This window comes from Aliihoeflea aestuarii, from assembly GCF_024105665.1.
Classification (GTDB): Bacteria; Pseudomonadota; Alphaproteobacteria; order Rhizobiales; family Rhizobiaceae; genus Aliihoeflea; species Aliihoeflea aestuarii.
The window spans coordinates 50,605-64,905 of the sequence record NZ_JAAAMK010000005.1; the positions used below are offsets into that span (position 1 = coordinate 50,605).

At 62.8% G+C, this 14,301-nt stretch carries 12 protein-coding genes; 2 read left to right on the forward strand and 10 right to left on the reverse strand.

Annotation, left to right across the window (positions count from 1 at the left end; translation table 11 throughout):
• The first annotated feature begins 2 nt into the window (after positions 1-2).
• Positions 3-1,310, forward strand: coding sequence for an L-rhamnose catabolism isomerase (rhaI, locus tag GTW25_RS12125; protein WP_252912389.1), 1,308 nt, complete (start codon positions 3-5; stop codon positions 1,308-1,310).
• 52 nt (positions 1,311-1,362) lie between these two features.
• Here rhaI and GTW25_RS12130 read toward each other — a convergent pair whose 3' ends face one another.
• The 7 genes from GTW25_RS12130 to GTW25_RS12160 all read right to left on the reverse strand — a co-directional run bounded on the left by GTW25_RS12130 (position 1,363) and on the right by GTW25_RS12160 (position 6,942).
• Positions 1,363-2,121, reverse strand: a complete 759-nt coding sequence (locus tag GTW25_RS12130; RefSeq protein WP_290128010.1) for an amino acid ABC transporter ATP-binding protein — start codon at positions 2,119-2,121, stop codon at positions 1,363-1,365.
• Positions 2,118-2,807, reverse strand: a complete 690-nt coding sequence (locus GTW25_RS12135) for an amino acid ABC transporter permease (RefSeq protein ID WP_252912390.1) — start codon at positions 2,805-2,807, stop codon at positions 2,118-2,120. Before GTW25_RS12135 ends, GTW25_RS12130 begins: the two co-directional genes overlap by 4 nt.
• Positions 2,804-3,493, reverse strand: coding sequence for an amino acid ABC transporter permease (locus GTW25_RS12140; protein WP_290128011.1), 690 nt, complete (start codon positions 3,491-3,493; stop codon positions 2,804-2,806). Before GTW25_RS12140 ends, GTW25_RS12135 begins: the two co-directional genes overlap by 4 nt.
• 59 nt (positions 3,494-3,552) lie before the next feature.
• Entirely contained in the window at positions 3,553-4,383 is an 831-nt protein-coding gene (locus GTW25_RS12145) for an ABC transporter substrate-binding protein (RefSeq protein ID WP_252912392.1), read from the reverse strand.
• A 63-nt stretch (positions 4,384-4,446) separates the two neighbouring features.
• Positions 4,447-5,697 (reverse strand): pyridoxal phosphate-dependent aminotransferase, encoded by a 1,251-nt coding sequence (locus GTW25_RS12150; RefSeq protein ID WP_372493151.1) that lies wholly within the window; start codon positions 5,695-5,697, stop codon positions 4,447-4,449.
• A gap of 43 nt (positions 5,698-5,740) precedes the next feature.
• The gene (locus GTW25_RS12155; protein WP_252912395.1) at positions 5,741-6,406 is read right to left on the reverse strand and encodes an RraA family protein; all 666 of its coding nucleotides are present in this window, start codon (positions 6,404-6,406) and stop codon (positions 5,741-5,743) included.
• An 11-nt stretch (positions 6,407-6,417) separates the two neighbouring features.
• Positions 6,418-6,942: a TetR/AcrR family transcriptional regulator gene (locus GTW25_RS12160; RefSeq protein WP_372493153.1), complete on the reverse strand. Its 525-nt coding sequence runs from the start codon at positions 6,940-6,942 to the stop codon at positions 6,418-6,420.
• Positions 6,943-7,802: 860 nt separating this feature from the next.
• On the opposite strand from GTW25_RS12160, the gene GTW25_RS12165 reads away from it, so the two are divergent.
• Entirely contained in the window at positions 7,803-8,963 is a 1,161-nt protein-coding gene (locus GTW25_RS12165; protein WP_252912397.1) for a winged helix-turn-helix domain-containing protein, read from the forward strand.
• Between the two features lie 105 nt (positions 8,964-9,068).
• Here the strand turns inward: GTW25_RS12165 and GTW25_RS12170 are convergent, their stop codons facing one another.
• The 3 genes from GTW25_RS12170 to GTW25_RS12180 are packed head-to-tail and all read right to left on the reverse strand — an operon-like array spanning position 9,069 to position 14,294.
• The gene (locus GTW25_RS12170) at positions 9,069-10,433 is read right to left on the reverse strand and encodes a M20/M25/M40 family metallo-hydrolase (protein WP_252912398.1); all 1,365 of its coding nucleotides are present in this window, start codon (positions 10,431-10,433) and stop codon (positions 9,069-9,071) included.
• Positions 10,430-12,472 (reverse strand): hydantoinase/oxoprolinase family protein, encoded by a 2,043-nt coding sequence (locus GTW25_RS12175; RefSeq protein WP_252912399.1) that lies wholly within the window; start codon positions 12,470-12,472, stop codon positions 10,430-10,432. Before GTW25_RS12175 ends, GTW25_RS12170 begins: the two co-directional genes overlap by 4 nt.
• Positions 12,459-14,294, reverse strand: a complete 1,836-nt coding sequence (locus GTW25_RS12180) for a hydantoinase B/oxoprolinase family protein (RefSeq protein WP_252912400.1) — start codon at positions 14,292-14,294, stop codon at positions 12,459-12,461. Before GTW25_RS12180 ends, GTW25_RS12175 begins: the two co-directional genes overlap by 14 nt.
• Between the last annotated feature and the right edge of the window lie 7 nt (positions 14,295-14,301).

Genomic DNA, 14,301 nt, shown 5'->3' on the forward strand with positions numbered 1-14,301 from the left:
CCATGACGGAAACGAGGATCGACGCCGACCTTATCGAACGGCACAATGGCGCGCGCGAGGAGAACCTTCGCCGCGACTACGAAACGCTCGGCGAGAAACTCGACCGGCGCGGCGTATCGACCGATGCGATAAGAAGCAAAGCCGCAGGCTTCGGCATCGCGATCCCCTCATGGGGCGTCGGGACGGGCGGCACGCGCTTCGCACGCTTTCCCGGCCCCGGCGAGCCGCGCGACATCTTCGACAAGCTCGCCGACTGCGCCGTGATCCACGAACTCACGCGCGCGACGCCAACCGTCTCGCTGCATATCCCCTGGGACAGGGCCGATCCGGCGCATCTGCGCGAGAGTGCCGGCCGCTTCGGCCTCGGCTTCGACGCGATGAATTCCAACACCTTCTCAGATGCGCCCGACCAGAAGCTGTCCTACAAGTTCGGCTCGCTCTCGCATACCGATGCGGCGACGCGCGCGCAGGCGGTCGAGCACAATCTGGAATGTATCGAGATCGGCAAGGCGATCGGCTCGAAGGCGCTGACGGTCTGGGTCGGCGACGGCTCGAACTTTCCCGGCCAGTCGCATTTCACGCGCGCCTTCGAACGGTATCTCGACTCGATGAAGGCCGTCTATGCGGGCCTGCCCGAAGACTGGCGGCTCTTCACCGAGCACAAGATGTACGAACCGGCCTTCTATTCGACGGTCGTGCAGGACTGGGGCACCAACTATCTGATCGCGCGCGAACTGGGCGACAAAGCCTTCTGCCTCGTCGATCTCGGCCATCATGCGCCGAACGTCAATATCGAGATGATCGTCGCGCGGCTGATCCAGTTCGGCAAGCTGGGAGGCTTCCACTTCAACGATTCCAGATATGGCGACGACGACCTCGATGCCGGATCGATAGACCCGTACCGGCTGTTCCTCGTCTTCAACGAACTGGTGGACGCGGAGCGGCACGACGCAGAACGGCAAGACGCGGGGCGCTTCCACCCCGCACACATGCTCGACCAGAGCCACAACGTGACCGATCCGGTCGAAAGCCTGATGGTTTCCGCGATGGAAGTGGCGCGCGCCCATGCGCAGGCGCTCCTGGTCGACCGGACCGCGCTCGCAGGCTTTCAGGACGACAACGACGCGCTGATGGCCTCGGCGACGCTCAAGTCGGCCTTCCGCACCGACGTCGAACCGATCCTCGCAATGGCGCGTCTCGAGTCTGGAGGGGCGATCGACCCTGTCGCCGCCTATCGCGAGAGCGGCTATCGCGCCAAGGTGGCGGCGGAACGCCCTGCATCCGTCGCGGGCGGTGGCGGGATCGTTTGAGGCCGGGAAGCCACCGGCAAACAGGGACCGGTGCGGACGTCGGCAGGTCCCTTCAAGCTTCCCGGCGTATGTCGGCGAGGAAACGCTGCACGCGCGGATGGTCGGATTTGCTGAAAAACTGATCCGGCGTATCGTCGAGAATGACCTTGCCCTGATCCATGAACACGATGCGGTCGCCGACTTCGCGGGCAAAACCCATTTCGTGTGTCACGCAAACCATTGTCATGCCTTCGCTGGCCAGCGACTTCATGACCAACAGAACCTCTCCCACCATTTCCGGGTCGAGCGCGCTGGTCGGCTCATCGAACAGGATGACGGGCGGACGAAGCGCAAGGGCGCGCGCGATCGCCACGCGTTGCTGCTGTCCGCCGGACAGGAAGCCCGGGAACGTGTCCGCTTTCTCGGCGAGGCCGACACGGTCGAGAAGCTTGCGCGCAAAGTCGCGGGCTTCGTCTTTCGGCTTCTTCTGGATCTTGATCGGGGCGAAGGTGACGTTGTCCAGAACGCTCATATGAGGAAACAGATTGAAGTGCTGGAAAACGAATCCGACCTTCTGACGCAACTGATTGAGGTCGGTCTTGCGCGCATGGACGTCGGTTCCATCAAGTATGATCCGGCCTTCCTGGATCGGCTCGAGGCCGTTCACCGTGCGGATAAGCGTCGATTTTCCGGAGCCGGAGGGGCCACATACGACGACGACCTGCCCTTTTGGAATGTCGATCGAAATATTCTCAAGCGCCCGGTACTCGCCGTACCATTTGCTGACATTGTCGAAGCTGACGATGGCTGCGTCACGAACCGTAGCGTTCATGCCATTCCCCTGTTGCGCCGAATTCGGGTTTCGATGGTCGATAGCGTGCGGGTCAGCACGAAACAGACGAGGAAATAAGTCGCGGCCAAAATGGTGAAGACCTGAAGCGGCTGGGTCAGCAGCATGTTGTTCACCTGATTGGCGCTGAAAGTGAGTTCGTTCACTGCGATCACGTAGCCTAGCGACGTTTCCTTGATCGTGGAAATGAACTGGCTCGTCATGCCAGGAAGCACGTTGAACAGGGCCTGCGGGAGGATCACGCTACGCACCGTGAGCGCATAGCTGCCGCCCAGTGCCTGCGAAGCTTCCGTTTGGCCCTTGGGCAGCGCCTCGATGCCGGAGCGGATGATTTCCGAAAGATAGGCGGCTTCGTAGATAACCAGCGCGACGACCAGCGTCGTGAATCCGCTGACCGAATAGCCTGTCACGATAGGAATCACGAAGTAGCACCAGAAAATCAGCATCAGGAGCGGAATTCCGCGAACGAAATTCACCACGCCTTTGCTCAGCCAGCGCAAGGAGCGATACGGAGATATCCGTGCCAGCGCGAATATGATGGCGATCGGAAAAGATAGGACGATCCCGAGTGCGGCGACGATCAGCGTCATTGCGAGGCCGCCGAGCGGACCGTGCGGGTATTGGCCGACGAGAAAGTTCAGCCCGTAGTCCTGGAGGATTTCGATCATTTCGCGGCCGCCTTACGGTCGAGACGCGTGCGGTTTTCCAGCCAGGAACCGAAGGCCATCAGCGTGAACGTGCCAATCAGATAGAGCACGGTGGCGATGCCGAAGACCGTGAATGTTTTGAAGGTCATGTTTTCGATTTCACGCGTTCGATACGTCAGTTCGGCGACGCCAATCGCCATGGCGATGCTGGTGTTCTTGAAAAGCAGCAGGGCGCGGCTGACGAGCGGCGGCAGCGAAATCCGCAGCGCCTGCGGGACCACGATGTAGCGCATCGACTGAAGATAGCTGCAGCCCAGCGAACTGGCCGCTTCAAACTGCGTATTGGGGATCGCTCGAAGCCCGCTGCGAATGTCTTCGGCAACATATGCCGAACTGCCCAATGCCAGCGCTATCGCAGCAAACGAGAACTCGGCATTGTGATCATACAGCCAGAACCGCACATTTTCGGGCAAGAGTTCGGGCATGCCGAAATACCAGAACATGACCTGGACGAGCAACGGCACGTTGCGGTGATAGGCAACAAACCCATCCACGAACCAGCGGCACAGCCGGTATTCGGTCGCCCGTACGACAACCAGGACCAGGGCCAGCGCGAACGCCATGACCCAGGATACGGCGAACAGAATGATCGTCGTTCGCATGCCCCATAAGAGCTGCTGAAATTGGTCCGCTGTCAGTAAGTCCATGCTCGCCTCTCAAGCGGCTGCTCCGCACGCCCGGCGGCGCGCGGAGATGCACAAAGCGTCTAGTTCGATGCGCCTTCGATCGGTCCGATCGTGAACGAGCGCGTCAGATCGTAGGGCGTGTCGGCGCCGAACCACTTGTCGAAGAGCTGCTGTGCCTCGCCGGAGGTTTCGGTTTCGTCGAGCGCGGCGTTGGCGGCCTCGAGCAGGGCCGTTTCACCCTTGCGCACGCCCAGACCCCACGGCTCGTCGAACAGGGATTCCTCGATGATGCGGGTCGGCGAGCCCTCGGGGCTCTGGTTCATCAGGCGAACCAGGACGAGTTCGCTGGCGAACTGCGCGTCGACCTTGCGCTGCTGAAGCGAGAGGAACGTGGCCGGGCTGTCCGCATAGCCGATCACGCGGGCTTCAGGAAAACGCTCCTTCAAGAGCGCTTCGGAGCTCGATCCCTTCGTTGCGCCGATGCGCGACTGGGCCAGATCTTCGGCGTTCTCGAAATCGGAGTTCGCAAGCACCAGCAGCTTTTGCGGCGTCACATAATAGCGATGGCTGAAATCGATCTGCCCGGCGCGCTCCGGCGTCCAGCCCAGATTGGCAGCGACGACGTCGACGCGGCCGCTGTCCAGTTCCGGAATGCGCGCAGCGACGGCGAGAAGCTTGTATTCAACCTCGACGCCGATGGAATCGGCGACGATCTTGCAGATATCGACGTCGTAGCCGACGAGCTGGCGGCTATCGCGGTCCTGGAAGCTGAAAGGCTCGGAGGTGCCGAGCGTGCCGCAGATAAGCGTGCCGCGCGCCTTGATTTCGTCCAGACGGTCGGCCTTTGCCGCGAATGCGGAAAATGCCACCGGCAACGCGACTGCCGCGTAAAGCAAAACTTTCTTCAACATGGTTCCACTCACTTTTGGTTTTGACATCGATTATTGGTTTTGATTGCCCGTCGGGCGACTTCCTCAGGGTGCTGGCGCGGCCGTCTCGGCCTGCCGATGCGGCGCAGCCGCATCCTCCAGACCGTCGCAGAACCTCTGGATTCTGACGCAGGCCTCGCGGAGTTCGGATGGGTCGCTGGCGTAGGAGATTCGGAAATGGCCCGGCAGGCCAAAACCTTCGCCATGAACGAGAGCGACACCTTCAATTTCAAGAAGTGCGGTCGTGAAATCCTCGCTGGTGTTCAGGACGCGGCCCTGCGCATTTTTGCCGAGAACACCCTTGCAGGACGGGAACACGTAGAACGCGCCGTGCGGGACGGGGCACTCGATACCCTGGGCGTCGTTCAGCATGGACACCACGAGATCCCTTCGTTCCAGAAAGGATGCCTTGCGTTCGGCAAGGAAGGCCTGATCTCCGGTCAGCGCAGCGATCGCGGCTTTCTGAGCGGGAACGGACGCGCCCGAGGTCGTTTGTCCCTGTGCCTTTTCCATGGCGGAAATGAGCGCGGCCGGGCCGCCGGCATAGCCGATTCGCCAGCCGGTCATCGCATAGGCTTTCGAGACACCGTTGACCGTCAGCGTGCGATCCTTCAACCGCGGCTCGACCGCCGCCGGCGTCGCGAACGTTCCACCGTCATAGATCAGGTGTTCGTAGATATCGTCCGCCATGACCAGAACATGCGGGAAATCGAGCAGCACATCCGTCAACGCGCGCATCTCGGCGACCGAATAGACCGCGCCGGACGGGTTCGAAGGCGAATTGAGCATCACCCACCGCGTGCGGGCCGTGATTGCCGCGCGCAAGGCGGCGGGCGTCAGCTTGAAACCGCTTTCGAGCGACGTTTCGACGACGCGCGGGGTGCCACCGAACAGCGCGGCCATCTCCGGATACGAAACCCAGTAGGGCGCCGGGATGATGACCTCGTCGCCTTCGTCGAGCGTGGCAAGGAGGGCGTTCGAGATGACCTGCTTGCCGCCGCTCGAAACGATGATCTCGTTTAAGGCGTAAGACAGGCCGTTTTCGCGCTGGAACTTGTCCCGGACGGCCTCCCGCAATTCCGGCAGCCCCGGAACGGGCGGGTAGGTCAGTCCGCCCTGCATGATCGCCGCGCAGGCGGCTTCCTTCACATGCAGCGGCGTGTCGAAATCAGGCTCGCCCTGGCTAAGAGCGATGATCGAGCGCCCTTCGGCCCGAAGTTCTCGGGCACGGCGTGTCGCGGTGATTGTAGCCGACGGCTTGATGCGGGTCAGTGCGGCAGAAGTCTTGAACATCATGGTTCCGGTATTCGCAATTCTGTATGGGATGGCGCGTTTCGGGCTAAAGGACGCCCTGACGCCGCAGCGCTTCGTCCACCCAAGAGCGGTCGTTCGTTCCCGCCTCGATGGCTGCGAACTGGCGCGTTTCGGCTTCGTGCTTCTTCGAGGCAGCGGCGAACACCGTATCGACGTCGTCGAAGGCCACCGACAGGACGCCGTCATCGTCGCCGATGATCAAATCGCCGGGATGAACGACATTGCCGGATATGCAGATCGGAAGGTTGATTTCGCCTGGCCCGTCCTTGTAGGGGCCGCGATGGGTGACGCCTGCGGCGAAGACCGGAAAATCGCGCTCCTTGATCCAGCCCAGGTCGCGAACCGCACCGTTGAGGACCACGCCTGCCAGGCCGCGCTTGATCGCATAGGACAGCATCAGTTCGCCCATGAGCGAGTTGCTCAAATCGCCGCCGGCATCGACCACCAGCACGTCGCCGGGGCCGGCCATGTCGAGCGCCTTGTGGATCATCAGATTGTCGCCGGGACGCGACCTGACAGTGACGGCCGTCCCGGCAAGCGTGCCCGAGCGATGGTAAGGGCGGATTTCCGCGCCGAATCCGCTCATGCGCGCCATGCAGTCGCTGACGTTCGAAACCGGAAGCGTTCGAAATTTCTCGACGACAACGCTGTCGACCTTGCGTGCGACGCTTCCGATCCGGAAACCAATCATACTCGTGTTCCTTAACGCTGGTTCTGATGTGTCGAAGGGGTGGCCAGACCTAGATGCCAGCCTTGCAATGCGCCTATGAAGGCGGAAACCAGCACCTGGGCGGCGCTGTCAGGCTTCAAGCCTCGCAGGGTGATGAGGTCGATGATGTCGCGTGGATCGAACATGGTGTTGTAGAGCATCGCGGCATCGTCGAGCATCGATGCCGGCAAGCCGTGCTCGGCGAGAACGCCGACCAGCGCCCGTCGCCGCGCTTCAAAGCCAAGTTCGGTGCTGACCACACGCTGTTGCAGGCGATCGTAAAAGCCACGCCGCGAGCGTATCTGCACGAGCACGCCACCGTGCTCCTGAACGATATTGATCCAGTATCGACTAATGACGCGCAGAAGCTCCGTACCCGTCTCGCTGCGTTCGACCGAAAAATCCCGGAGCGTCGTCATCGTCCGGATGAGATAGGCCTGGGCAACTTCTTCAAGCGACTGGAAGTGACGATAGGCTGTAGCGGTCGACATCCCCGCAGCTTTTGCGAGTTCGGACATGGTCGACGGAAGCTCGCCGGCTGACAACAGCTCACCCATCGCATCGATCAGTTGAAGGCGCCGCGCCAATGTTCGCGCTTTGACGCTTTCGCCTTTTCGATCACGACTTGAACTGAGCATGCCACTCGGCCTCAAAAATGAGAATGATTTCTCATGATTTACATATTTGGCAGAGTTTGGTCAATTAATTTGAGAACGAATTCCCAAAAAATTTATATTGCGCAATAATATCATTGACTTAATTATATAAATATTGCGTACGAATTGTCATTTTTGACGGATCTGTTGCTGGAAAGGGCGCTGAAAATGTGCGTTTTCCGAACGCGTTACGCCACGGACATGTCGGATGCGATCGTTCCGTTCGCTGGGACGAGACCGAAATCCGCGGCTCGCGTCCTCAGTTTGCTATGCCGGCTCGTGCGGATTCGGCCGTGCGCGTGATCTTGTCCAGCGGCAGTCAGCCAATCGACTTCCTCGATCGTGTTGTCGTGGACCATCGAAACGCGCACCACGCCCATTCGGTCCAGGAAGTCTTCGAGGCCCGGCTTATGAGCGATGGACGGATTGCGGCCCCTACCAGTCAGGCCTTTTTTGGCCCATGACCTTGAGCAACTCACGGACGTGACTGATGATATGGAACAAGCGTGGGAGGCCAGGATCTGATCGCCAATGTCGAGGCGAATCTGACGTCCACGCCCCTGATCTCTGTCTGGGGCGCTGAGGCTTTCGGCCGGACTGGACGACCGGCAAGCGGCCGCCGAATTGTCAGGAGGTTCGTTTGCCGCACGGATCCTGCCTTGCGCGGGACGGATGCAGCGCGGATAAGAAAATTCGCTCACCTCATCGGACATGGATACGACGTGCCGCCTTCAGGAGAACAGATAAGCGTCCCCCAGGCCCGGCGCATCGCGCTGGCCGCGCAAGGGTTCGGGACAGCCAGACCCGCCGCGATCCATCACGGTCATCTGCGCCGCACGGTGGAGCGGCTTGGTCTGCACCAGATCGACAGCGTCAACGTCCTCACGCGTGCTCATTACCTGCCTGCCTTCTCGCGGCTCGGCACATACGACCCCGCGCTTCTCGATCGGGCTGCCTGGGGACGCAGGAGCGAGCGCCGTCTCTTCGAATATTGGGCTCACGAAGCGTCTTTGCTTCCGCTGGCGACCCATCCGCTTTTGCGCTGGCGAATGGCGCGCGGCGACCGGGGAGAGGCCGGATATTCCGGCATGCGAATATTCGCCGGCGAGAGGCGTGCCGAAGCGATGGCGGTTCTGGACCGGATTCGGCAAGAAGGGCCGCTGGCCGCGTCCGATTTCGAGTCGAGCCGAACCGGCTGGTGGGAGTGGAGCGATTCCAAGCGCATGCTCGAATGGCTCTTTTACGCGGGCCATATCACGACAGCCACGCGCCGCCGAAGCTTCGAGCGCGTTTACGATCTGACGGAGCGGGTGATTCCGCCGACCATCCTCGCCCTGCCGACGCCGCCGGAGGGCGAGGCCCATCGCCTCCTGATCGAGCAATCGGCGCGCGCGCTCGGGATCGCCACGGCGGGTGAGTTGCGTGATTATTTTCGGCTCGCGCCGCAGGAGGCGCAGGTCGCCATAGCGGCGCTGGTCGAAGCGGGTGTGCTGATCCCGGCAAGCGTGCAGGGCTGGCCGCAGGCATTTCTTCATCGCGAAGCCCGTCGCCCACGCCGTATCGAGGCGCAGGCACTTCTGGCTCCCTTCGATCCGTTGATCTGGGAGCGTGCGCGCACCGAACGTCTTTTCGGCTTTCGTTACCGGATCGAAATCTATGTCCCGGCGCAGAAGCGCCAGCACGGCTACTATGTATTGCCTTTCCTTTTCGGCGACCGGCTCGTCGCGCGGGTCGACCTCAAGGCAGACCGGAAAACGTCCCGCCTGCTCGTCCATGCGACACATCACGAACCTGATGCGCCAAGCGAGACCGGCGAAGCACTCCAAGCGGAATTGGCGTCCCTGGCACGCTGGCTCGGCCTGGCGGAAATCTCATCAGGATGAAGCAGCGACGATGAGGCGAAAAGCGGTTCCGGCCACTCCAAACATTCCGAACGTGCACATAAGTCCAACAGCAGCTATCTACCATCGTGATACCGGTCTGGGTATTCAGGCTGAGAGCTCCTGCAGGAGCGCCGCGCCCGTGCGGATTCCGTCGATGAAACGGACGATCTCGAGGTTCTCGTTCGGCGCGTGGTTGGCCTCGTCGGCATTCGCGTAGGGGATGACGAAGGCGGGCTTGCCGAGGATCTTGGTGAACACGTAGTCGGGAAGGCTGCCGCCGACGGTCGGATACATCAGCGGTTCGACGCCGCGCGCCGCAAGCACCGCGCGCCTTATATGCGGGACAAACGGGGAATCCATGGGCGTCTTCGACGGAAGCATGCCGTTGAGCGGCACGAACTCGACATCAGGCGCGTGCTCAGCGACATGTGCGGCCACCTTTTCGAAAACGTAGTCGGGCGTCAGAGGCTCGACAAGGCGGATGTCGCATTTGACGAACGCCTCGCATGGCAGGACCGTCTTCATGCCCGGTCCGGCATAGCCGCCGTGAAGACCGTTGATGGTCAGCGTTGGATGGAACATCAGCCGGTCGTAATAGCCGCGTTCGCGCGGCTCATCGAGTTTCGTCAGTCCGAGGTCGGCTTTCACGGCGTCGAGATCGAGCGGCAATCTCGAAACCGCCTCGCGTTCCGAATTGGTGGCGGGAATGACCGGCTCGGTCAGACCGGCGATTGTGATTTCGCCTTCCGGGCTTTTCATCGTGGCGAGCAGGTGGACGAGTGTCCAGAGCGGATTGGGCACGACGCCGCCGAAATTTCCCGAATGAACGTCGCGCGAGGCGGTGCGGGCGCGCAGCTCGAACCCGGCCACCCCGCGCACGCCGAAGGTGACCACCGGTGCGCCGCTCTCATGGAGCGGGCCGTCCGAGGTCACGACGAGGTCGGCATCGAGCCGGTCGGCGTGCTCGCGCACGAACTCGGCGATGTGGGGACTACCGATCTCCTCTTCGCCCTCCAGCAGGAAGATGACGTTGCATGGCAGCTCCCCATGGACGGCAAGATGCGATTCGATGGCCAGAAGCTGCGCGAAATGCTGCCCCTTGTTGTCTCCGATCCCTCGCGCATAGATCCTGCCGTTGCGGATCGTGGGCTCGAAGGGCGGGCTTTCCCAGAGCTCCAGCGGGTCCGGCGGCTGCACATCGTAATGGCCGTAAAGAAGCACGGTCGGCTTGTCGGGCGAGACGATGCGCTTGCCGAGCACCATCGGGTGATTGCGCGTGGCGACGGCCTCGGCCTCGAAGCCCAAGCCCTCCAGATGATTGACGAGCAGCGCCGCGACTTCGCGAATGCCGATGTCGTGGGCGCTGATCGAGGGATGGCGCACATAGTCCATCACGCGCGTGACGAAGTCGTCGCGATTGGCTTCGATATGGGCGAAGACGGCGTCGAGCCGTTCGTTCGTCTCGGTCATCGGGAGATGTTCTCCTTAAGGGAAAGAATGAGCGCGCCGGACGGATCGACAGTGCCGGACCAGCCCGGCGCAACGAATGTGGTCGTGTCAAGCTGCGTCAGGATCATCGGGCCCGTGAACGTCGCACCCGAGCCAAGTCCAGCGCGATCCACGAGAGGCACGTCCGCCTCGCCGGCGGGCAGGTGAACGCGAACCTTGTCGTAAGGCTCGACGGTTGAGTCCTCCGATACGGTACCGGTCGGAGCGCTGGCCGTCAGCCCCGCCGCTTCCACGCGCAAGGTGACGAGTTCGACCGCCGACTCCAGCGTGAAGCCGTAGAGTGCCTGATGCTCTTCGGCGAACGCCTTTTCCAGCGCGGACGAACCGTCGACCCATTCGATCGCCAGTTCGCCGCCCTGCCCATGATAGCGCAGGAGGGCGACGCGGCGCAGGCGGCGCTTTTCGCCGGGTACGCCCTCGATGTCGAACCAGTCGGACGCCTGGGCTTCCAGCTCCGCAAACACCGATCGGGCGATTTCGCCGTCGATGGCGCCGGCGCGCGGAAGGGTGCGGCTGAACTCGGCCTTGAGGTCGGCCGCAAGCAGCCCGTCCGCACACAGCACGCCGGGCGCGGGTGCGATCATCACCTGCGAGATGCCGAGCAGTTCAGCCAGCGCGCAGCCATGCAGCGGCCCGGCGCCGCCGAAGGGCATCAGCGTGAAACGGCGCGGATCGTGGCCGCGCTCCACCGAGACGACGCGCACCGCACCGACCATGTGATTGTCGACGATGGCCAGGATACCGCGCGCGGCTTCTTCGATCGACAGGCCGAGCGGCCCGGCGACCTTGTCCGCGATGATGCGGCGGGACGCGTCGACGTCGAGCGCCATGCGCCCGCCGAGAAGCTTCGACGGGAGATGGCCGAGCACGACATGCGCATCGGTAACGGTCGCTTCAGTCCCGCCGTAGCCATAGGCCGCCGGCCCCGGCCGGGCCCCCGCGCTGCGCGGGCCGACCGAAAGCGTGCCGTCCGCAACCGCCGCGATTGAGCCACCGCCCGCGCCGATCGTCACCATGTCCACCATCGGCAGGGGGAGCGGCCATTCGCCGACCTTGCCGTGCTGGGTGAGGCCGATATGGCCGCCCTTGATCAGGCAGATATCGGCGCTCGTGCCGCCGATATCGACGGTGATGATGTCCTCGATGCCGCATCTTGCGGCCACTGACTTCGCTCCGACGACGCCTGCCGCCGGGCCGGAAAGCGCCGTCAGAGCCGGAGCCTGCCGGATTGCTGCGGCTCCCGCGACGCCGCCATTCGATTGCATCAGGAGAAGCGGTGCGGAAACGGCTTCGTCCTCAAGCCGCTTTTCCAACCGACCGACATAGGTGGTCACGCCGGGCATGACCGTCGCGTTCAGGACGGTCGTCAGCGAACGCTCATATTCGCGCACCACCGGAAGGACATCCACCGACGTGGTGATCGCCAGTTCCGGGAGCTTTTCGCGCAGGATTTCAGCGACGCGTCGCTCATGGGCGGGATTTGCGAAGGCATGAAGCAGGCAGACGGCGACAGCCTCCACATCCATCTGCGCGATGGCATCGGCGGCAAGTTCCACGCTTGCCTCATCCAGTTCCCGCTCGACCGCGCCGCCCGGCGCGATACGCTCGTCGATTTCGAGAATGCGCGAAGCGGGAACGGGGCGCTGCGGTTTCACCCACGTATAGAGATTGGCTTTGCGGGGAATGTCCTGGCGGCCGATATCGAGCACATGGCGGAACCCGCGCGTGGTGACCAGCGCGGTGCGCGCGCCCTTGTCCTCGAGGATCATGTTCGTCGCAACGGTCGTGCCGTGCAGCACCTGCTGCAACGCCGAGGCAGGCGCGCCGGCATCGGCGAGCGCCAGCCTGATGCCATCCAGGAATGCCTCGGAGGGATCGGACGGAACGCTCGGCGTCTTGGCGCGCCAGACATTGCCGCTGACACGGTCAAGCAGCGAGATATCGGTGAAAGTGCCGCCGATGTCGACGGCGATGGAGAGGTTCTGATCAGTCGAGTGCATCGACATAGTCCTTGCGGTGGAAACGGCTTGTTGCGGGACGTTGGGCGCGCAGGCGCTTCGTGGCAACCTCGTCTATGCGGGAGCCGACGATCTCGGCGCCGTAGAGCGTTCGCGCCGCCTCAGGGCTCACATAGCCGCCGAGAACATCTTCCAGCACCTTGGCCAGGGGCCGGTCGAAGGGGTGGCCATGGCCGCCGCCGCCGCCTGTCTCGATGCGCAGGATATCGCCGCGCACGAGCTTGTTGCCGTCCGATAGCGGCGCAAGCATCCGCTCGCGATCCGTGCCGGGATTGACGATGGCCTTGCCGGTTCCGCCGGACATGCCGCCATCGATGCCCCAGGGCGGGTTCTTCACGCTGTCGATGCGCACGGCGAGGACGGCGTCCTCAGCGAGGATCTCGTATTCGCGCACGATGCCGCATCCGCCGCGATTTGCTCCCGCGCCGCCCGAATCCGGAACGACGCCGTAGGTGCGCAGGCGCACGGGATAACCAAGTTCGAGGAACTCGACCGGATAGTTTTCTTGCGCGACGAAATAGACGGCATCGATGCCGTCGGCATCGGGTCGCGCGCCATAGCCGACGCCGATGCCGTCGGCGAGCAGGAAGCGTTCGAGATTTCCGTTCTCGGCGCGGAAATTGCCGCGCATGATGGAGATGACATAAGCCGAATTGGCAGCGGGTGCGCCGCCGCCGGCAACGTTGAGCAGCCCGTTGATGGCCGAGATCACGCGCATCGTGGTCAGGCCGCGCATGCCGAGCGGGGCGGGAAAACGCGGCAGAAGCAGCGAGCCTTCGCGCAGGCGTACATCGTCAAGCGCGTTCGGGCCGCCGGCATTGCAGACCTGCGAGGGATCGCCGCCCAGATAGTAAAGGCCGAGCGCCATGCCCGGCACACCCCTGTTCATCAGATAGTTGACCGGGCCCGGCGCCTGATCGTCGCTCTCGCTCGCGTCGAAGAGGAAGCGATCCTCGCCGTCCGGCCCCTTCTCGCGCGTCAGCGAAAAGCGGATCTTGAACGGACCGTTGCCATGACCGTCGCCATCGATGGCGTCTGTGAAGGCGTGGGTGCCGTAGTCGAACGTGTCGGCCAGCTTGCTGCGCACGAGTTTGCGCGTACGGTCCAGCAATTGCGAGAAGGCGTCCGCGACCGTATCCGCTCCGAAACGTTCGAGGATTTCGCCGACGCGCTTCACGCCCAGATCGACGCTCGCCATCAGCGCGCGCATGTCGCCGTTGCTCTGCTCGGGAAAGCGCGAATTGCGGTGGAAGATCGACAGGGTCGCCTCGTTCACCTTGCCCTGGTCGGCCAGCTTGGTGACGGGAATGATGATCCCTTCCTGATAGATTTCGGTCGCGTCGGGGCTGATCGAGCCGGGGCGCAGGCCGCCGATGTCGGCGAAATGCGCCCAACTCATGACGAACGCGCAGCGCTTGCCGTCCTTGAAGACGGGCGCGAGCAGCACCTGGTCGTTGGAATGCGAGACCGCGCCGCGCGAGCCGTAGCAATCATTGTACCAATAGAGATCGCCCGGCTTCATCTCGTCGGGCGGAAACGTCTCGAAGACCGGGCTGGTCATATCGCCGAAGATCGGCACCATCGACCCGACCGCCATGATGCCGTCCGCATCGAAAAGCGCTGTGTAGAAATCCTTCTTCTCGCGGATGAAGGCGGATATGGCGGTGCGTTCCAGCAGCGCCTCCATTTCCGATTGCGCGGCGGCGATCGCGCCGCGAATGATTTCCAGCGAGATGGGATCGCATATGCGCGCCTCCTTGCCCGATGGATCGGCCTGCCGCAGGGCCGTTGCAGATTGGGACATCGTAGTC

Coding starts and splice junctions, on each gene's coding strand:
- rhaI (WP_252912389.1), top strand. CDS start 3: ATGACGGAAACGAGGATCGACGCCGACCTTATCGAACGGCACAATGGC.
- GTW25_RS12130 (WP_290128010.1), bottom strand. CDS start 2,121: ATGAACGCTACGGTTCGTGACGCAGCCATCGTCAGCTTCGACAATGTC.
- GTW25_RS12135 (WP_252912390.1), bottom strand. CDS start 2,807: ATGATCGAAATCCTCCAGGACTACGGGCTGAACTTTCTCGTCGGCCAA.
- GTW25_RS12140 (WP_290128011.1), bottom strand. CDS start 3,493: ATGGACTTACTGACAGCGGACCAATTTCAGCAGCTCTTATGGGGCATG.
- GTW25_RS12145 (WP_252912392.1), bottom strand. CDS start 4,383: ATGTTGAAGAAAGTTTTGCTTTACGCGGCAGTCGCGTTGCCGGTGGCA.
- GTW25_RS12150 (WP_372493151.1), bottom strand. CDS start 5,697: ATGATGTTCAAGACTTCTGCCGCACTGACCCGCATCAAGCCGTCGGCT.
- GTW25_RS12155 (WP_252912395.1), bottom strand. CDS start 6,406: ATGATTGGTTTCCGGATCGGAAGCGTCGCACGCAAGGTCGACAGCGTT.
- GTW25_RS12160 (WP_372493153.1), bottom strand. CDS start 6,942: ATGTCCGAACTCGCAAAAGCTGCGGGGATGTCGACCGCTACAGCCTAT.
- GTW25_RS12170 (WP_252912398.1), bottom strand. CDS start 10,433: ATGACCGAGACGAACGAACGGCTCGACGCCGTCTTCGCCCATATCGAA.
- GTW25_RS12175 (WP_252912399.1), bottom strand. CDS start 12,472: ATGCACTCGACTGATCAGAACCTCTCCATCGCCGTCGACATCGGCGGC.
- GTW25_RS12180 (WP_252912400.1), bottom strand. CDS start 14,294: ATGTCCCAATCTGCAACGGCCCTGCGGCAGGCCGATCCATCGGGCAAG.